This window comes from Thauera aminoaromatica (genome assembly GCF_000021765.1).
In the GTDB taxonomy this organism is placed as follows: Bacteria; Pseudomonadota; Gammaproteobacteria; order Burkholderiales; family Rhodocyclaceae; genus Thauera; species Thauera aminoaromatica.
This window is the reverse complement of record NC_011662.2, coordinates 994,330-1,012,060: the sequence shown is the minus strand read 5'-3', so window position 1 is coordinate 1,012,060 and position 17,731 is coordinate 994,330. Positions and strand designations below refer to the sequence as shown.

The 17,731-nt window shown below is 69.1% G+C and carries 21 protein-coding genes; 3 read left to right on the top strand and 18 right to left on the bottom strand.

From position 1 onward, the window contains the following. Window positions 1–58: 58 nt before the first annotated feature. The 4 genes from TMZ1T_RS04510 to sucC form a co-directional block, all read right to left on the bottom strand. Window positions 59–826: a 3',5'-cyclic-nucleotide phosphodiesterase gene (locus tag TMZ1T_RS04510; protein WP_004322784.1), complete on the bottom strand. Its 768-nt coding sequence runs from the start codon at window positions 824–826 to the stop codon at window positions 59–61. A gap of 114 nt (window positions 827–940) precedes the next feature. Continuing rightward, window positions 941–1,687 (bottom strand): FHA domain-containing protein, encoded by a 747-nt coding sequence (locus TMZ1T_RS04505; protein WP_041589783.1) that lies wholly within the window; start codon window positions 1,685–1,687, stop codon window positions 941–943. A gap of 146 nt (window positions 1,688–1,833) precedes the next feature. Beyond that, on the bottom strand, window positions 1,834–2,727 hold the full coding sequence (sucD, locus tag TMZ1T_RS04500; RefSeq protein WP_004327115.1) for a succinate--CoA ligase subunit alpha: 894 nt from the start codon (window positions 2,725–2,727) through the stop codon (window positions 1,834–1,836). A 12-nt stretch (window positions 2,728–2,739) separates the two neighbouring features. Then, window positions 2,740–3,900, bottom strand: coding sequence for an ADP-forming succinate--CoA ligase subunit beta (sucC, locus tag TMZ1T_RS04495; protein WP_012584709.1), 1,161 nt, complete (start codon window positions 3,898–3,900; stop codon window positions 2,740–2,742). Between the two features lie 412 nt (window positions 3,901–4,312). Here sucC and TMZ1T_RS04490 point away from each other — a divergent pair, with 412 nt between their 5' ends. Continuing rightward, the gene (locus tag TMZ1T_RS04490) at window positions 4,313–6,118 is read left to right on the top strand and encodes a type IV pilus assembly protein FimV (protein WP_012584708.1); all 1,806 of its coding nucleotides are present in this window, start codon (window positions 4,313–4,315) and stop codon (window positions 6,116–6,118) included. Here TMZ1T_RS04490 and TMZ1T_RS04485 read toward each other — a convergent pair. Then, complete coding sequence (locus TMZ1T_RS04485; RefSeq protein ID WP_012584707.1) at window positions 6,115–6,864, bottom strand: Nif3-like dinuclear metal center hexameric protein; 750 nt, start codon at window positions 6,862–6,864, stop codon at window positions 6,115–6,117. The two genes, TMZ1T_RS04490 and TMZ1T_RS04485, sit on opposite strands and share 4 nt — an antisense overlap. A gap of 95 nt (window positions 6,865–6,959) precedes the next feature. Here TMZ1T_RS04485 and TMZ1T_RS04480 point away from each other — a divergent pair, with 95 nt between their 5' ends. Then, on the top strand, window positions 6,960–8,111 hold the full coding sequence (locus tag TMZ1T_RS04480) for a trypsin-like peptidase domain-containing protein (protein WP_012584706.1): 1,152 nt from the start codon (window positions 6,960–6,962) through the stop codon (window positions 8,109–8,111). A gap of 27 nt (window positions 8,112–8,138) precedes the next feature. Here TMZ1T_RS04480 and tatC read toward each other — a convergent pair whose 3' ends face one another. From tatC to hisB, 10 genes are all read right to left on the bottom strand, one after another. Next, a complete protein-coding gene (tatC, locus tag TMZ1T_RS04475) occupies window positions 8,139–8,936 on the bottom strand; it encodes a twin-arginine translocase subunit TatC (RefSeq protein WP_004326515.1) in 798 nt (265 codons plus the stop codon). Continuing rightward, the gene (gene tatB, locus TMZ1T_RS04470; protein ID WP_012584705.1) at window positions 8,933–9,424 is read right to left on the bottom strand and encodes a Sec-independent protein translocase protein TatB; all 492 of its coding nucleotides are present in this window, start codon (window positions 9,422–9,424) and stop codon (window positions 8,933–8,935) included. The genes tatC and tatB overlap by 4 nt, the downstream gene beginning before the upstream one ends. Window positions 9,425–9,520: 96 nt before the next feature. Then, window positions 9,521–9,757 carry a Sec-independent protein translocase subunit TatA gene (tatA, locus tag TMZ1T_RS04465; RefSeq protein WP_004307332.1) on the bottom strand — a complete coding sequence of 79 codons (237 nt, stop codon included), beginning with the start codon at window positions 9,755–9,757 and terminating at the stop codon, window positions 9,521–9,523. A 10-nt stretch (window positions 9,758–9,767) separates the two neighbouring features. Continuing rightward, window positions 9,768–10,115: a histidine triad nucleotide-binding protein gene (locus tag TMZ1T_RS04460; protein WP_004307334.1), complete on the bottom strand. Its 348-nt coding sequence runs from the start codon at window positions 10,113–10,115 to the stop codon at window positions 9,768–9,770. Continuing rightward, window positions 10,112–10,450 (bottom strand): phosphoribosyl-ATP diphosphatase, encoded by a 339-nt coding sequence (locus TMZ1T_RS04455; protein ID WP_004307336.1) that lies wholly within the window; start codon window positions 10,448–10,450, stop codon window positions 10,112–10,114. The genes TMZ1T_RS04460 and TMZ1T_RS04455 overlap by 4 nt, the downstream gene beginning before the upstream one ends. Next, a complete protein-coding gene (hisI, locus tag TMZ1T_RS04450; protein WP_012584704.1) occupies window positions 10,447–10,842 on the bottom strand; it encodes a phosphoribosyl-AMP cyclohydrolase in 396 nt (131 codons plus the stop codon). Before hisI ends, TMZ1T_RS04455 begins: the two co-directional genes overlap by 4 nt. Further along, window positions 10,839–11,519, bottom strand: coding sequence for an imidazole glycerol phosphate synthase subunit HisF (gene hisF / locus TMZ1T_RS04445; protein ID WP_012584703.1), 681 nt, complete (start codon window positions 11,517–11,519; stop codon window positions 10,839–10,841). The genes hisI and hisF overlap by 4 nt, the downstream gene beginning before the upstream one ends. Window positions 11,520–11,541: 22 nt before the next feature. Next, a complete protein-coding gene (gene hisA, locus TMZ1T_RS04440; protein WP_004307342.1) occupies window positions 11,542–12,291 on the bottom strand; it encodes a 1-(5-phosphoribosyl)-5-[(5-phosphoribosylamino)methylideneamino]imidazole-4-carboxamide isomerase in 750 nt (249 codons plus the stop codon). A 44-nt stretch (window positions 12,292–12,335) separates the two neighbouring features. After that, window positions 12,336–12,974 carry an imidazole glycerol phosphate synthase subunit HisH gene (gene hisH, locus TMZ1T_RS04435; RefSeq protein WP_012584702.1) on the bottom strand — a complete coding sequence of 213 codons (639 nt, stop codon included), beginning with the start codon at window positions 12,972–12,974 and terminating at the stop codon, window positions 12,336–12,338. Window positions 12,975–13,035: 61 nt separating this feature from the next. After that, window positions 13,036–13,623, bottom strand: coding sequence for an imidazoleglycerol-phosphate dehydratase HisB (gene hisB, locus TMZ1T_RS04430; protein ID WP_004307346.1), 588 nt, complete (start codon window positions 13,621–13,623; stop codon window positions 13,036–13,038). A 128-nt stretch (window positions 13,624–13,751) separates the two neighbouring features. On the opposite strand from hisB, the gene hisC reads away from it, so the two are divergent. After that, entirely contained in the window at window positions 13,752–14,825 is a 1,074-nt protein-coding gene (gene hisC, locus TMZ1T_RS04425; RefSeq protein WP_004307348.1) for a histidinol-phosphate transaminase, read from the top strand. 6 nt (window positions 14,826–14,831) lie between these two features. On the opposite strand, the gene TMZ1T_RS04420 is transcribed toward hisC, so the two are convergent. From TMZ1T_RS04420 to TMZ1T_RS04410, 3 genes are read right to left on the bottom strand one after another with little or no spacing between them, the layout of a single operon-like run. Then, window positions 14,832–15,653 (bottom strand): ABC transporter permease subunit, encoded by an 822-nt coding sequence (locus TMZ1T_RS04420; protein WP_004307351.1) that lies wholly within the window; start codon window positions 15,651–15,653, stop codon window positions 14,832–14,834. Continuing rightward, complete coding sequence (locus TMZ1T_RS04415; protein ID WP_012584701.1) at window positions 15,650–16,594, bottom strand: ABC transporter permease; 945 nt, start codon at window positions 16,592–16,594, stop codon at window positions 15,650–15,652. The genes TMZ1T_RS04420 and TMZ1T_RS04415 overlap by 4 nt, the downstream gene beginning before the upstream one ends. Further along, window positions 16,591–17,700, bottom strand: coding sequence for an ABC transporter ATP-binding protein (locus tag TMZ1T_RS04410; RefSeq protein WP_261789171.1), 1,110 nt, complete (start codon window positions 17,698–17,700; stop codon window positions 16,591–16,593). Before TMZ1T_RS04410 ends, TMZ1T_RS04415 begins: the two co-directional genes overlap by 4 nt. Between the last annotated feature and the right edge of the window lie 31 nt (window positions 17,701–17,731).

The window sequence follows — 17,731 nt, the reverse complement described above, 5'->3', positions numbered from 1 at the left end:
CCGGGGGCGAGCGGTGGCATGCAAGGTAGCGGATTCCGCGCCGCGCCCGGTACCCGCATCAGAACTCCAGGAGGTCGCCGCGACCGAGTGCGCGCAGCGGTCGTCCGGGCGCGCAGGCCCCGAGCTGGTCGATGATGCGCTGCCCGACGCCCGGCTTGAGGTGGCTGATGTGGATCTCGGGCGTGCCGCGGATCTCGTCGAGCACCGCGCGCGCCATGCTCGGGCAGAGGTGGCGCGAAGCCACGGCGAGCCCGTGCTGTTCCTCGGCGAAGGCGGTCTCGAGGATGAGGTGGCGCAGTTGCGGACAGTCGTTGATCGCCTCGATCAGCTCGGGACAGTAGGCGGTATCTCCGGAAAACACCAGCTGCCCGTGCGCACTGTCGAGCCGGTAGGCCACCGCGGGGACGGTATGGCGGGCAGGCAGCGCGGTGATGCCGCGCCCGCCGCAATCGCGGCGCTCGCCGACGTGGATCGGATGGAAGCGCATGAAGGGCTGGTGGTGGTCGGGAATCGCGGAAAAATCGGGCCACACCAGCCAGTTGAAGATGTGCGAGTGCAGGATGCGGATGGTCTCGGGCGTCGCATGCACCTGCACCGGCGCCTGGCGCAGTTCGCCCACCGAGTCGATCATCAGCGGCAGCGCGGCGATGTGGTCGAGGTGCGCATGGGTGAGGAAGACGTGGTCGATCCGCGCCAGCTCGTCCAGCGTCAGGTCGCCGACGCCCGTCCCGCAGTCGATCAGGATGTCGTCGTCGAGCAGGAACGAGGTGGTGCGCGGTTGCGCCCCGCCGATTCCGCCGCTGCACCCCAGCACCTTGAGCTTCATGGCCTCCGTCATCCGCGTCCGCGGCGGCCGGAGGCCACCGTGCAAACCCATGCGAAACCTTAGCACCGACCGCGCGCCGGCCGCGCGGGAGAATGTCACGCCCTCCCCGGCCCCTCAGGCGCGCAGGAAGAACTCCATCTTGACGCCCGCGATCTCGATGATGTCGTGGTCGCGCAGGGGACGCGCCTGGGCGTCGATCGCCCTGCCGTTGACGAGCGGAAAACTCGCCCCCTCGACGTGGGTGATGAAGTAGCCGTGCGGGCGGCGCGTGATCACCGCGACCTGGCGCCCCGGCTTGCCGAGCGTGGTGAGCGACTTGGTGAGCGGCAGCTCGCGCCCGGCGTTGGCGCCACTGAGCACCTGGATCACACCCTGCCCTTCGCCCGCCGCGGAGGCGGCGGTGGCGGCCGCGGCCGCGGTGCCGGCCTGGCGCGCGGCGGCGGAGAGGATCTGCGTGTCGCTCGGCGCCGGCGCACCCGGCGGAAGCACCGTCTCGGTCGTGGCGCGCGGCATCTCGAAGGCCTTGTAGGCCGCGGTCTCGATCATCTCGGACGGCGCCAGCCCGGGCTTGGCATCGTCCACGATGTACTTGATGCGGTACTTGCCGAGCTCGATGACGTCGTTGTTGCGCAGCACGTTCTTCTTGACCGGCTGGCCGTTGAGGTAGGTGCCGTTGGTGCTGTTCTGGTCCTCGAGGAAGGCGTCGTTGGTGATGCAGGTGATCACCGCGTGATGGCCGCTGATCGCGAGATTATCGATCTGGATGTCGTTGTCCGGCTTGCGCCCGATGGTGGTGCGCTCCTTGACGAGCGCCATTTCCTTGAGCACCAGCCCGTCCATGCTGAGAACCAACTTCGGCATGCCCATACCCGTCTGTAAGTGGAACGGCCGGCGCGCCTGCGCCGCCTGCGAGGAATCCTCCGCCCATTCTAGCGCGCGCACCGCGCCGGTTAACAAAAAAGGGCGCCGGAAAATCCGGCGCCCCTTGCCATGCCCCGGGGGACGGCTTACAGCATCGCCTTGAGCAGCTTGCCCATCTCGGACGGGTTGCGCGTGACCTTGAAGCCGCACTCTTCCATGATGGCGAGCTTGGCGTCGGCGGTGTCGGCGCCGCCGGAGATCAGCGCGCCGGCGTGGCCCATGCGCTTGCCGGCCGGCGCGGTGACGCCGGCGATGAAGCCGACGATCGGCTTCTTCATGTTGGCCTTGCACCACTGCGCGGCTTCGGCTTCGTCCGGACCGCCGATCTCGCCGATCATGATCACCGCGTCGGTGTCCGGATCGTCGTTGAACATGCGCATCACGTCGATGTGCTTGAGGCCGTTGATCGGGTCGCCGCCGATGCCGACCGCCGAGGACTGACCGAGACCGATCTCGGTGAGCTGGGCGACTGCTTCATAAGTCAGCGTGCCGGAGCGCGAGACCACGCCGATGCGGCCCTTGCGGTGGATGTGGCCGGGCATGATGCCGATCTTGATCTCGTCGGGCGTGATCAGGCCGGGGCAGTTGGGGCCGAGCAGCAGGGTTTCCTTGCCGCCGGCGGCGACCTTCTGCTTCATCCTGTTGCGTACGACCAGCATGTCGCGGACCGGGATGCCCTCGGTGATGCAGATCGCCAGGTCGAGGTCGGCCTCGCAGGCCTCCCAGATCGCGGCGGCCGCGCCGGCGGGCGGCACATAGATCACCGAGACGGTGGCGCCGGTGGCGTCCTTGGCATCCTTGACCGAGCCGTAGATCGGCACGTCGAGGATCTTCTCGCCGGCCTTCTTCGGGTTCACGCCGGCGACGAAGCAGTTCTTGCCGTTGGCGTACTCGATGCACTTCTCGGTGTGGAACTGGCCGGTCTTGCCGGTAATGCCCTGGGTGATGACCTTGGTGTCTTTGTTGATCAGGATGGACATTCGAAGTGCTCCTTACTTGACCGCAGCGACGATCTTGGTCGCGGCTTCCGCCATCGTGTCGGCGGCGATGATCGGCAGGCCCGAATCGGCGAGGATCTTCTTGCCGAGGTCTTCGTTGGTGCCCTTCATGCGCACCACGAGGGGGACGGAGAGGTTCACTTCGCGGGCCGCGGCGACCACGCCGGTGGCGATGGTGTCGCAGCGCATGATGCCGCCGAAGATGTTGACCAGGATGCCCTTGACCTGGGGGTTCTTGAGCATGATCTTGAAAGCTTCGGTGACCTTCTCGGTGGTCGCGCCGCCGCCGACGTCGAGGAAGTTGGCCGGCTCGGCGCCGAACAGCTTGATCGTGTCCATGGTGGCCATCGCCAGGCCGGCGCCGTTCACCAGGCAGCCGATGTTGCCGTCGAGGCTGATGTAGGCGAGGTCGTACTTGGAGGCTTCGATCTCGTCGGCATCCTCTTCGTCGAAGTCGCGGAAATCGACGATCTCCGGGTGACGGTAGAGGGCGTTGGAGTCGAAGTTGAACTTCGCGTCGAGCGCCTTGATGTTGCCGTTGCCCTCGAGGATCAGCGGGTTGATTTCCGCCAGCGAGGCATCGGTTTCCATGTAGCAGGTGTAGAGCTTCTTGAAGGCGTCGACCGCCTTGGCGACCGAGCCTTCCGGCACGCCGATGCCCTTGGCAAGCTCGGCGGCCTGCGCGTCGGTGAGGCCGACGAGCGGATCGACGAAGACCTTGATGATCTTCTCGGGGGTGTTGTGGGCGACTTCCTCGATGTCCATGCCGCCTTCGGAGGAGGCCATCATGGCGACCGTCTGGGTGGCACGATCGGTCAGCGCCGCGACGTAGTATTCGTGCTTGATGTCGGCGCCTTCCTCGATCAGCAGGTTGCGCACCTTTTGGCCTTCGGGGCCGGTCTGGTGGGTCACGAGCTGCATGCCGAGGATGTCGTTGGCGTGCTGGCGCACTTCGTCGAGCGAGCGGGCGAGCTTGACGCCGCCGCCCTTGCCGCGGCCGCCGGCGTGGATCTGGGCCTTGACCACCCAGATCTTGCCGCCGAGTTCCTCGGCCGCCTTCACGGCAGCGTCCACCGATACGCAGTGGAAACCGCGCGGCGTGACGACGCCGTACTTCCTCAACAGTTCTTTTGCCTGATACTCATGAATTTTCATGGTTGCCCTTCGATCGAAGCCGCGACGGCAGCCGCCGCCGCGGACAGGTTGATGGCATGCTTCGGAGCGATCGCTCCACGACCGGCGCCGTCTCCCTCGACCGTCGCCCGCCGCACTGGAATCGGGACCCCCCGACCCGACCCGCGGACCGGGCGCGCACGCCGCGGTCGCAAGACCCCATAATTATAACTGGTTTTGCGCGGTGCACAGCCATGCGCCGGCAGCCGCACCGGGCCCGCTCCACCCGCATCCCGCACCGCGCCGGCTGCCGTGTGGCGGAAGCATCCGGGAACGCTGAATACGTCACACCTGCAACAAAACACGGTCGCATTGCGGCACGAGTCGCTGGAATGCCTACGGCGAGTCTGCTAAAACTCGGCAATCATTCGATCCACCGCCGGACGCGCGGAATATGAACAACAACAGCATGCCGCTCGCAATCGCAGTCGCAATCGCCCTCGCCTCGCTCGGCACCGCCCCTCCCGCGGCGGCGGTGGCGCTCGGCGAGGTCGCCGCACTCTCCGCGATGGGGGAGAGCTTCCGCGCGGAGATCCGCCTGCCGGACGGACAACCTGCCGATGCCGAATGCTTTCGCGTCGTCCCCCTCTCCGGTGGAGAGTTTCCGGCCTTGCGCCAGGGCCGTATCGCCGTCAGCGGCAGCGGTGCCGAAGCGCGCCTGGTGGTGCGGGACGCCGCCCGCGTCAACGAGCCGGTGCTGAAGCTGGCGATCGAGAACGTGTGCGAGGCGCGCCTGCGGCGCGAGTACACGCTGCTGATGCCCTTCGCACCCGGCGCCCGCCTGCCGGCGGCTGCGGTGGCAGCCGCCGCACCACCCCCGGCCGCCCGCGCGCCCGCGCGGACACCGCGCACGGCACCGCCCGCGCAGGCGAAGGCGGCGCCGAAACCACGCGCGCGCACCCTCGGCACGAGCGGCGACGAATCGCTCGTCACCCTGGCGTCGTCGCTGTACCCGGACGACCCCGCAGCGCAGGCGCGCTTCATCGAGGCGACCGCCGCGGCAAACCCGAAGCTGTTCGCCGACGCCGCCGCACTCACCCGCGTCCTGCCCGCAGGCACGGCGCTGCGCCTGCCCGACCTGCGCCCCGCCGCGCCGCAGCCCGAAGCGGCACCGGCACCGGTTGTCGCCCAGGGACCCGACCGGCTCGTCGTGGACAAGACCGTCGCCACGCGGAGCACGGGCGGGACCACGGCGGCGCATGGCGACGCCCCCCCGCGCAATCACGCGGAGCGCGAGCGCGCGCTTGCCGCGGCGATCGACCGCAGCATCATCGCCGAGATGGAGTTGCTCGCCCGCATCAAGGAACTCGAGGAAATCCAGGCCGGGCTGAAGGAGCGCCTGCTCAGGATGCAGGCCGTCCCCGCCGTCGCAACCGCCCCGGCCGTCGCAGTCCCCGCCTCGCCTCCGCCGCGGACCGAGCCGGTCACCCCCGCCGAAACGCGCCCTGCGCTCGCGGCCGAGAACGCCTGGGGCCGCGACGCCTACCTGTTCGGCGGACTCGGGTTTGCCGCCTTGGCTCTCGTCGCGCTGTTGCGCCGCTCGCGGCGTCCGACGCCGGCAGCGCCGTCCAGTCGGCCGACGGACACCGCCACCGCGACGACGCTCGGCAGCGCGGAGTCCCGCAAGGGCCGCGCGCGGGCCGAAGAAACCGGCTTCGGTTTCGGCGTCGGCACCGTCGACACTCGCCTCGAGTGGCCGGCGGGGACGGCAACCGAGACCATCCAGGAGCACAAGTCCGCGGTCGAGCTCGCCGACATCATGATGAGCTTCGGCCGCGTCCGCGGCGCAGCCGAGACGCTCGCCGAGTTCATCCGCGGCAATCCGCGCGAAGCGGTCTCGCCCTGGCTCAAGCTGCTCGAGGTCTACCGGGCAGCGGGCCTGCGCGACGAGTTCAACGCGATCGCCGGGGAGCTCAACAAGACCTTCAACGTCACCACGGTCAACTGGCAGAGCTACGACGCGCTGCGGGCGTCGAAGATGAGCCTGGAGGACCTGCCGCACATCTGCGAGGCCCTGCAGAAGACATGGCGCACCGCCGCCTGCCAGCGCCACCTGCAGCAGCTGCTGCGCGACAATCGCAACGGCACCCGCGCCGGCTTCCCGTTCTCGGTGATCGACGAGATCCTCACCCTCACCGCCATCCTCGAGGAAGACCTCGGCCCCTGCCCGCCGGCCGCGGACGAGCCCCCCCGGCGCTAGACCGGGTTGTCGAGGTCGACGAAGCTCGCCTCCAGCCCGAGCACCTCGTTCAGGTAGTGCGCCATGGCGCGTGCGCCGTAGCGCTCGGTGGCGTGGTGGCCGGCGGCGATGTAGGGCACACCCGACTCGCGCGCCAGATGCACCGTGGGCTCGGAGATCTCGCCCGACACGTAGAGCTCGGCCCCGGCCAGGATCGCCGGCTCGAAAAAGCCCTGCGCACCGCCGGTGCACCAGGCGATCCGGCGCACCGTACGCTCGCCGTCACCGACCAGCAGCGGCTCGCGCCCGAGCCGCCGGGCAAGCGCGCGCGCGATCTCGTCCGCACGCTCGCCCTCCCGCGCCGGCCGGCCGATCCAGCCCAGCTCCTGGTCGGCGAAGCGCGCCGTCCCCTGCCAGCCCATCAGGCGCGCGAGTTGCGCGTTGTTGCCGAGCTCCGGATGCACGTCGAGCGGCAGATGGTAGGCGAACAGGCTGATGTCGTTGGCGAGCAGGGTGTGCAGGCGCCGACGCCGGAAGCCGGTCACGCGACCGTCGTCGCCCTTCCAGAACAGGCCATGGTGAACGAAGACGGCGTCATACGCCCCCGTTGCTGCAAGGTCGAGCAGGGCCTGGCTGGCAGTCACCCCGCACAGCACGCGCCGGACCTCCGCGCGTCCTTCCACTTGCAGGCCGTTTGGGCAATAATCCTTCAGCCGTGAAGCGTCGAGCAGGGTGTCGAGATGACCCCCGAGTTCGGTGAGCTGCATGCGTCCTCCTTCATCCTTGCTTCGCGCGTGGCTCCTCGACCGGAGAACGCTCCGGCCGGCCGGGCGCGACCCCCTCTTCTTTGAAGCCCGACATTATGCGCCGCTTGTGGCTCATCTTCGCGCAGGCGGTGACCGTCAGCGTCGCCGTGCTGTTCGTGCTCAACACCCTCAAGCCGGAATGGCTGCGCAAGGCCACGCCCGCGGCGGTGGTGGCGATCCTCGAGGCACCTGCGGGCAGCGAGCGTGCGCCGGCGGCAGGCTCCTACGCCCCGGCTGCACAGCGTTCGATGCCGGCGGTAGTGCACATCTTCACCAGCAAGGGCGGTCGCGGCCAGCGCCACCCGCTGCTCGACGACCCGCTGTTCCGCCACTTCTTCGGGGAGCGCCCGGACAGCGCACCGAGCGAATCCGGCCTCGGCTCGGGCGTCATCGTCAGCCCCGACGGCTACGTACTCACCAACAACCACGTCATCGAGACCGCCGACGCGATCGAGGTCGCGCTCAACGACGGCCGCAAGTTCGCCGCCCGCCTGGTCGGGCGCGACCCCGAGACCGACCTCGCGGTGCTGCGCATCGACGGCGCCGAGGCGCTTCCGGCGATCACCTTCCCGGCCGCCGACAGCCTCGCGGTGGGCGACGTGGTGCTGGCGATCGGCAACCCCTTCGGCGTCGGCCAGACGGTCACCATGGGCATCGTCTCGGCGCTCGGTCGCAGCCAGCTCGGCATCAACACCTTCGAGAACTACATCCAGACCGACGCCGCGATCAACCCGGGCAACTCGGGTGGCGCGCTGGTCGACAGCGCGGGCAGCCTGGTCGGCATCAACACGGCGATCTACTCGCGCTCGGGCGGTTCGCTCGGCATCGGCTTCGCAATCCCGGTCTCGATCGCGCGCGACGTGCTCGAGCAGATCGTCGCCACCGGCGAGGTCGTGCGCGGCTGGGTGGGCGTGGAGATCCAGGACCTCACACCCGAACTGGCCGCCTCGTTCGGCTATCGCGACGCCGGCGGCGCGCTCATCGCCGGCGTACTGCGCGGCAGCCCGGCAGATCGGGCGGGCGTGCGTCCGGGCGACGTCCTGGTCGCGCTCGACGGCGAGAGCGTGCGCGACCCGCGCGCGATGCTCGACATGGTCGCGGCGCTCTCACCCGGCAAGCGTGCGGTGTTCAGGGTGCGGCGCGGCGCCGAGGCGCTCGACCTCGAGGTGGAAGTGGGCCGCCGCCCGATCCCGCCCGCCGCGCGCTGAGGCACCGACCGACGCGGCCCGCGGCACTCAGCGGGGCTCGCCCTCGCCATCCGCAGCAGCCGGCCCGGCGAGCTGCTGTACCGTCTCGCCGGCGGCCTCCTGCTGAGGGGAAGGCCTGGACAGCATGCCCGCGAGCACGATGCCAAGCTCGTAGAGCAGGCACATCGGCACGGCCAGCATGAACTGCGAGACCACATCCGGCGGGGTGACGATGGCGGCGACCACAAAGGCGCCGACGATCACGTAAGGGCGCGACTCGCGCAGCTTGGCGACATCGACGATGCCGGCCTTGACCATCAGGATCACCGCCACCGGCACCTCGAAGGTGATGCCGAAGGCGATGAACATCGACATCACGAAGGACAGGTACTGCTCGATGTCCGGCGCCGGGACGATGCTCTTGGGAGCGAATTCGGCGATGAACTTGAACACCGTGCCGAACACGAAGAAATAGCAGAAGGCCATGCCGAGCAGGAAAAGCAGCGTGCTGCCGAGCACCAGCGGCAGGGCGAGGCGCTTCTCGTGCGCGTACAGCCCGGGCGCGATGAAGGCCCAGGCCTGGTAGAGCACCCAGGGCAGCGCGAACACGAAGGCGACCATCATCGTCACCTTGACCGGGACGAAGAAGGGCGTCACCACGCCGGTGGCGATCATGTTGGTACCCGCAGGCAGCGTGTCCATCATCGGCTTGGCGAGGATGTCGTAGATCGCGCCCGCCCACGGCATCAGGCAGACGAAGACGATCACGATCGCGAGCAGCGCGCGGATCAGGCGGTCGCGCAGCTCGATCAGGTGGGCGATGAAGGTTTCCTGTTGTTCGCTCATGCCTTGACCTTGTCAGCTCCAGGCGCGGTGCGGGGCGTGCTATCCAGCCCGAGCTCGAGTTGCGGGGCGGGACGGGCGGGCGTCGCATCCGCTCCGGCCGGCGCGGGCGCTGCCGCCGGATTCGCGACGGGCGTCGGAGCGCCGGCCGGCGCGGGCGCCGCGGTGCCCGACGCGGAGGCAGGCGACTCGGGGAGGATGGAGCGCACCTCGGCGACCGTCTCGCCGATTCCCGACTCGACCCCGGCGACGCCGGTGCGCACCGAGGTCTCGAGTTCCTGCGCCTGGTGCCGCACCTGTTCCTGCAGCTTCTTGAGTTCCTCGAGCTGCATCTCGCGCTGGATGTCGGACTTGACGTCGGAGACGTAGCGTTGCACGCGCCCGAGCAGGTGCCCGGCGGTGCGCGCGACCTTGGGCAGGCGCTCCGGCCCGACCACGATCAGCATCACGATGCCGATCACCACGAGTTCCGAAAAGCCGAAATCGAACATGTGTGCTCGCTCGAGACAGGGGCCGCCACCGGCCCGCCGTAAAACGAAGGGGCGCTCCGGTCAGGGCGCCCCCGATGCTGGTTCGAGACGCGAGGCTCAGGACCGGTTCTGGTCGACCTTCTCGCGCGCCTCGCCCTCGATCGTCTGGCCCTGGGCGAGCTTCTGCTGGGAGGCGTCGCCCGCTCCGGCCGAATCACCCTCCTTCATGCCTTCCTTGAAGCCCTTCACCGCACCACCGAGGTCGGAACCGATGTTGCGCAGCTTCTTGGTGCCGAACACCAGAAGGACGATGACCAGCACGATCAGCCAGTGCCAGATGCTGAAAGAACCCATACCGCTCTCCTTAACGCTTCAACATGGGCGGCAGGGGATCGGGCCCGCCCAGAATGTGCAGGTGCAGATGATACACCTCCTGCAGGCCGACCCTTCCGGTATTGACGATGGTGCGGAAGCCGTCGGTACAGCCCTGCTCGCGGGCGATCCTGCCCGCCGCAACCATCAGACGCCCCATCGCCGCCTCGTGTTCCCCGTCGAGGTGCGCCATCGAGTCGACGTGCACCTTGGGCACCACCAGCACATGCACGGGTGCGGCGGGATGGATGTCGTGGAAGGCGAAGACGTGCTCGTCCTCGTAGACCTTTTTCGACGGAATCTCGCCGCGCACGATGCGGCAGAAGACGCAGTCGCTCATGCGCGCGAACCTTCCGCAGTGCGCGACTTCTTCTCGTCGATGCCCGACACGCCCTCGCGGCGACGGAACTCGGCGAGCACGTCGTCCACGGACAGCCCGTGGTGGGCGAGCAGCACCATGGAGTGGAACCAGAGGTCGGTCACTTCCCACACCAGGTGCAGCATGTCCTTGTCCTTGGCCGCCATGATGGTCTCGGCGGCCTCCTCGGCGACCTTCTTGCAGATCGTGTCGGTGCCCTTCTGGTACAGGCTGGAGACGTAGGAAGAATCCGGATCGGCCTTCTTGCGCGCGGCGAGGGTCTCGGACACGCGGTGCAGCACTTCGATATCGATCATTTGTAGATCTCCTGCGGGTCTTTCAAAACCGGCTCGACGGCCTCCCAGCGGCCATCGGCAAAATACTTCTGGAAGAAGCAGCTGTGACGTCCGGTGTGGCAGGCGATCCCGCCCACCTGCTCGATCCTGAGCAGGACCACGTCGTTGTCGCAGTCGATGCGCATGTCCAGCACCTTCTGCACGTGGCCGGACTCCTCGCCCTTGTGCCACAGCTTGCGCCGCGAACGCGACCAGTAGATGGCTTCGCCGGTCTCGGCCGTGCGCTGCAGCGCCTCGCGGTTCATCCAGGCGAACATCAGCACGTCGCCGGTGGCGGCTTCCTGCGCGATGACCGGCACCAGGCCGTGCTCGTCCCACTTGATTTCGTTCAACCAGCGCGTGCTCGCACTCACAAGCGTACCTCGATGCCGCGCGCGCGCATCAACTCCTTGGCCTCGCGCACGGTGTGCTGTCCGAAATGGAAGATGCTCGCCGCCAGCACCGCGTCGGCGCGGCCTTCGGAGACCCCCTCGGCGAGATGCTCGAGCGTGCCGACGCCACCGCTGGCGATCACCGGGATGCGCACCGCATCCGACACCGCGCGCGTGAGCGCGAGGTCGAAGCCGCTCTTGGTGCCGTCGCGGTCCATGCTGGTGAGCAGGATCTCGCCCGCCCCCAGCGACTCGACCTTGCGCGCCCACTCGATGGCGTCCAGCCCGGTGTTGTTGCGCCCGCCGTGGGTGAACACCTCCCACTTGCCGGGCGCGGTCTGCTTGGCGTCGATCGCCACCACGATGCACTGGCTGCCGACCTTGCTCGCGGCCTCGAAGACCAGCTGCGGGTTGTTCACCGCCGCGGTGTTCATGCTGACCTTGTCGGCGCCGGCGTTGAGCAGCCGGCGCACGTCCTCGACCACGCGCACACCACCACCGACGGTGAGCGGGATGAAGACCTGCTCGGCGACCTGCTCGTCGTAGCGGCGGGCGATCTCGACCGGATCGCCGGCGTCGCGCAACTCGACGAAATTGACCCCCTTGACCACGCGCCCGGACTTCACGTCCAGGCAGGGAATGATGCGCTTGGCTAGCATCGGCTGCCCCTGCGGGAGAAGCTCATTCGCGCGCGCCCTCGAGCTCGTCCGCGCGCGCCTGCGCGGCGGCGAAGTCGAGCGTGCCCTCGTAGATCGCGCGCCCGGTGATCGCGCCCATGATGCCCTCGTCCTCGACCGCGCACAGCGCGTCGATATCGCGCAGGTCGGTGATGCCGCCGCTGGCGATGACCGGGATGCGCAGCGCGCGCGCCAGACGCACGGTGGCCTCGATATTGACGCCCGAAAGCATGCCGTCGCGGCCGATGTCGGTGTAGATCACCGACTCCACGCCGTAGTCCTCGAACTTCCTCGCCAGATCGACCACGTCGTGGCCGGTGAGCTTGGACCATCCGTCCACCGCCACCTTGCCGTCCTTGGCGTCGAGGCCGACGATGATGTGGCCGGGAAAGGCGCTGCAGGCGTCGTGCAGGAAGCCGGGGTTCTTGACCGCGGCGGTGCCGATGATGACGTAGCTGATGCCGTTGTCGAGGTAATGCTCGATCGTGTCGAGGTCGCGGATGCCACCGCCGAGCTGGACCGGGATGTCGTCACCGACGACGTCGGTGATCGAACGGATCGCGGCGCCGTTCTTCGGCTTGCCGGCAAAGGCACCGTTGAGGTCCACCAGGTGCAGGCGGCGCGCGCCGGCCTCGAGCCAGTGGCGCGCCATGGCGCCCGGATCGGAGGAGAACACCGTGGCGTCGTCCATCTCGCCCTGTTTCAGGCGAACACATTGACCGTCCTTGAGGTCGATGGCGGGAATGAGCAGCATACCGGGATCAGCAGTGGAGAAACGTAGAGGGAATCACCGGCCGCTCAGGGCTGCCAGCGGATGAAATTGGCGAGCAGGCGCAGGCCGGCCGCGGCGCTCTTCTCGGGGTGGAACTGAGCCGCGAAGATATTAGCCCGCGCTACCGCACTGGTAAAGCGAACGCCATAGTCGGTCTCGGCCGCAGTCAGCGAGGCCTCCGCAGGCACCACGAAGTAGCTGTGCACGAAGTAGAAGCGCTCGCCGTCGGGGATGCCGTCCCACATCGGGTGCGGTCCGCACTGACGTACTTCGTTCCAGCCCATGTGTGGCACCTTGAGCCGGCTGCCGTCGGCCGCGAACATGCCGGTCTCGGGAAAGCGCACGACCTCCCCGGACAGGATGCCCAAGCCCGGCACGTCGCCCTCGGCGCTGTGCTGGAACAGCATCTGCTGGCCGATGCAGATGCCGAGGAAGGGTTTTTCGGCCGCCGCGGCGCGTACCGCAGGTCGCAGGCCGCGCGCGTCGAGTTCGCGCATGCAGTCGGGCATCGCGCCCTGCCCCGGAAACACGACCCGCTCGGCGGCGGCGACACGCGCCGGGTCGGAGGTGACGAAGACCTCGTGACCGGGCGCCACGTGTTCGATCGCCTTGGCGACCGAGCGCAGGTTGCCCATGCCGTAATCGATGATGGCCACGCTGGTCATCGGCTTGACTCGCTTTTCGACAGGATGGCGGCCGCGCGACGCGACCGCGGGAAGGGAGGAATCAGAGCGCGCCCTTGGTCGAGGGGATGGTCCCGGCGGCGCGCTCGTCGTGCTCGGCCGCCATGCGCAGCGCGCGGGCGAAGGCCTTGAACACGGTCTCGCACTGATGGTGGGCGTTGTCGCCGCGCAGGTTGTCGATGTGCACCGTGACGCCGGCGTGATTGACGAAGCCCTGGAAGAACTCGCGCGCCAGATCCACGTCGAAGTTGCCGATGCGGGCGCGGGTGTAATTCACGAAGTAGTGCAGCCCCGGGCGGCCGGAGAAATCGACCACCACGCGCGACAGCGCCTCGTCGAGCGGCACGTAGGCATGGCCGTAGCGGCGCAGCCCTTTCTTGTCGCCGAGCGCCTTGGCGAAGGCCTGCCCGAGCGTGATGCCGACGTCCTCTACGGTGTGGTGGTCGTCGATGTGGGTATCGCCCTCGCAGTGGATGTCGAGGTCGAACAGGCCGTGGCGGACGATCTGGTCGAGCATGTGGTCGAAGAAGGGCACGCCGGTGTCGAGCCGGCCCTGCCCGCTGCCATCGAGGTCGATGCGCACGGTGATCTTGGTTTCGAGGGTGTTGCGCGTGACTTCTGCTTGCCGCATGGGAGCTACCGGCCAAAATGGGTTGTCTGCCCGTCATGATAACATCGCGCAGCGAACTCGCCGCGATGCGCCGCAAGGTGCGTTGTGCGCGTCCAAGCCTCCGTTCCACCCCAACCGCAGACACCCGCATGAGCCGCTTCTGGAGCGCCGTCGTCCACGGCCTGACCCCCTACGTGCCGGGCGAGCAGCCCAAGCTCGACAACCTCGTCAAGCTCAACACCAACGAACACCCCTGCGGCCCCTCGCCGAAGGTGCTGGAGGCCATCCGCGCCGCCACCGGCGACGGCCTGCGCCTCTACCCCGACCCCAACGCCGACGCGCTCAAGGCCGCGCTCGCCCGCCATCACGGCGTGCGCCCGGAGCAGATCTTCGTCGGCAACGGCTCCGACGAGGTGCTCGCGCACGCCTTCATGGCGCTGCTCAAGCACGAGCGCGCGCTGTGGTTCCCGGACATCACCTACAGCTTCTATCCGGTGTATTGCGGGCTGTACGACATCCAGCCGCGCATCGTGCCGCTGGCCGAGGACTTCTCGATCCGCGTGGAAGATTACCTGCCGCGCGGCGACGAGCGCGCCGGCGCGATCATCTTCCCCAACCCGAACGCACCCACCGGACGGCTGCTCGCGCTCGCCGAGGTCGAGCGCATCGTCGCCGCCAACCCCGAGGCCGTGGTGCTGGTCGACGAGGCCTACGTGGACTTTGGCGGCGACAGCGCGATCGCGCTGGTGGATCGCCACCCCAACCTGCTGGTCACGCGCACCTTCTCCAAGAGCCGCGCGCTGGCGGGCCTGCGCGTGGGCTACGCGGTGGGCGACGCGGCGCTGATCGAGGCGCTGGAGCGGGTCAAGAACAGCTTCAACTCCTACCCGCTCGACCGCCTCGCGATCGCCGGCGCGGTGGCCTCGGTGGAGGACGAGGACTACTTCCGCGCCAGCTGCGCCCAGGTGATCGAGACGCGCGCGCGGCTGGTCGCCGACCTGCAGGCGCTCGGCTTCGAGGTGCTGCCCTCGGCGGCGAACTTCATCTTCGCCCGCCACCCGACGCGCGACGGCGCCGAACTCACCGCCGAACTGCGCAGGCGCGCGATCATCGTGCGCCACTTCAAGGCGGCGCGCATCGACCAGTTCATGCGCATCACCGTCGGCACCGACGCGCAGTGCGCGATTCTGGTGGCGGCCCTGCGCGAGATCCTCGCCGGCTGAAGCCGATCAGCCGCCGCGCGCCACCGCTGGCGCCGACGCGCGCGGCGGCGCCAGCAACAGGCGGTTGGCGAGGAGCACCGCGATCGACACCACCACCACGATCACCGTGGCGAGCGCGTTGATCTCGGGCTTGAGGCCGTGGTGCAGGCGCGCGAACACCAGCACCGGCAGCGTCGTGCTGCCCGGGTCGGACAGCATCGCGGCGAGCACGAAGTCGTCCATCGACAGCGTGAACGCGAGCAGCCAGCCGGCCGCCAGCGCAGGCGCGATCACCGGCACGGTGATCACGAAGAAGACCTTCAGCGGCGGACAGCCGAGGTCGAGCGCGGCCTCCTCGAGCGCGCGGTCCATCTCGCGCAGGCGCGACGCCACCAGCACCGCCACGTAGGCCGCGCACAGCGTGGTGTGCGCCACCCAGATCGCCGCCACCCCGCGCCCGCCCAGCACGGCGAGCGCCGGATGGGTGAACAGCAGCACCAGCGACAGACCGACCACCACCTCGGGCATCACCATCGGCGCGCTCATCATGCCGACGAAGAAGCGACTGCCGGGATAGGGCCCGGCGCGCACCAGGATCACCCCGGCGGCGGTGCCGACCACCACCGCGGCGGTGGCGGCGAGCGCGCCGACACGCAGCGACAGCAGCACGGCCGCATGCAGTTCTGCGTCGCGCGCCAGCGCGGCGTACCAGCGCAGCGAGAAGCCGTCGAACCGGGTGGTGATCTCCCCGGCGGTGAAGGAGAACACGATCAGGCACAGGATGGGCACGTAGAGGAAGGCGTACACGCCGACCACCCACATCCGTCCGCCCCAGCCGCCGCCGTTCATTCGCCCCTCCCGGCCCCGCGCCCATGGCGCTGCAGCAGCACGATCGGCGCGATCAGCATCGCCACCATGAGCACCGCGACCGCCGCCGCCATCGGCCAGTCCTGGTTGGGGCCGAAGTCGTCCCAGATGCTGCGCCCGATCGTCATCACGCTGCCGCCGCCGAGCAGATCGGGGATGACGAACTCACCCACCGCCGGGATGAACACCAGCATCGAGCCGGCGACGATGCCGCGCGAGGACAGCGGCAGGGTGATGCGCAGGAACACCGTGGCCGGCCGCGCGCCGAGGTCGCGCGCGGCCTCGGGCAGGCGCTGGTCGAGCTTGACCAGGTTGGCGTAGAGCGGCAGCACCATGAAGGGCAGGTAGCTGTAGACCATGCCGACCAGCACCGCGCCGGTGTTGTAGAGCAGCGGCAGCGGCTCCGCCACCAGGCCGAGGCCGAGCAGCACCTGGTTGATCAGCCCGGTCTCGCTGCTGTCGAGCAGGCCCATCCAGGCATAGACGCGCAGCAGGAAGGAGGTCCAGAACGGCAGCATCACCAGCATCAGCAGGAGGTTGCGCATCGCCTCGGGCGCGCGCGCGAGACGATAGGCGAAGGGATAGCCGAGAACCAGACAGCACAGCGTGGTGAGCGTCGCGAGCAGGAGCGAATTGGCGTAGGCGGCGAGATAGGGCCGGTCCGCGGCGAGCGTGCCGAGTGCCGCCAGCTCGCCGCCGAGGCGGGCGTAGCTGGCGGGATCGGGACGGAAGGCCGGCGCCCCGTCCGCAGCCGCGCCGGCGAAGGGCGACACGTAGGGCGGCACGGCGAGGTCCGGCGTGGACAGGCTGACGTTCACGATCAGCGCGAAGGGCAGCACGAAGAAGAACAGCATCCACATCCACGGCAGCAGGCCGACCCAGAAGCGGCCATGCCCTTGCGCAGAAGCCGGACGCGCCTTCATCGCAGCAGCAGCACGCCGTCGGGCGCCGGCCACGACACCCGCACCGGCTCGCCGCGCGCCGGCGGCGCGGCCTTGCCCCAGTGCGCCGCGGGCACGCTGGCGATCATCGAGCCACCGCCGGGCAGGCGCAGGTGGTAGATGGAGCGGCCGCCGAGATAGGCGATCTCGGCGACCTCGGCCGGCGCGGCGTTGTCATCGGGCCGTTCCGGCACGCACGCATCGCCGGCGGCGCGATGATGCACGCGCACGCACTCGGGGCGCAGCGACAGCCAGGCTTCACCCCCCTGCTGCAGCGCAACGGTGGCCACGAAGCGAATCGGCTGCGGAAACTCGCCGCCGACCAGGCGATCGCCCTCGATGCGGCCGTGGAAGAGGTTGGTCTCACCGATGAAGCTCGCGCTGAAGCGGCAGTTGGGGCGCTCGTAGATCTCGCCCGGCGTGCCGACCTGCACCAGCCCGCCCTCGGACAGGATGCCGATGCGGTCGGCCATGGTCATCGCCTCCTCCTGGTCGTGGGTGACGAGGATGCACGTGACCCCCACACGCCGGATCAGGCCGACGAGCTCGAACTGGGTCTGCTGGCGGATGCGCTTGTCGAGCGCGGCGAGCGGCTCGTCGAGCAGCAGCAGGCGCGGCTCGCGCGCCAGGCTGCGCGCCAGCGCCACGCGCTGCTGCTGTCCGCCGGAGAGCGCCTGTGGGCGGCGCCCGGCGTAGGCGCGCATCTGCACCAGCTCGAGCATCTCGTCGACGCGGGCCGCGATCGCCGCGCGCGCCATGCGCGGCCGCAACTGGCGCAGGCCGAAGGCGACGTTGCCCGCCACGGTCATGTGCGGGAACAGCGCGTAGGACTGGAACATCATGTTGGTCGGACGACGGTGCGCGGGCACCGCGGCGAGATCCTCGCCGTCGAGCAGGATGCGCCCGCAACTCGGCGTCTCCAGGCCGGCAATCATGCGCAGCAAGGTGGACTTGCCGCAGCCCGAGCTGCCCAGCAGCGCGAAGATCTCGCGCTCGCCGATGTCGAGCGAGACCTCGCGCACCGCCCAGGTGTCGCCGAAGCGTTTTCCCAGGCGTTCGATGCGCAGATGGACGCGCTCGCGGGCCAAGCTTTCGGGTCCATCCTGCGGCATGCGCTCG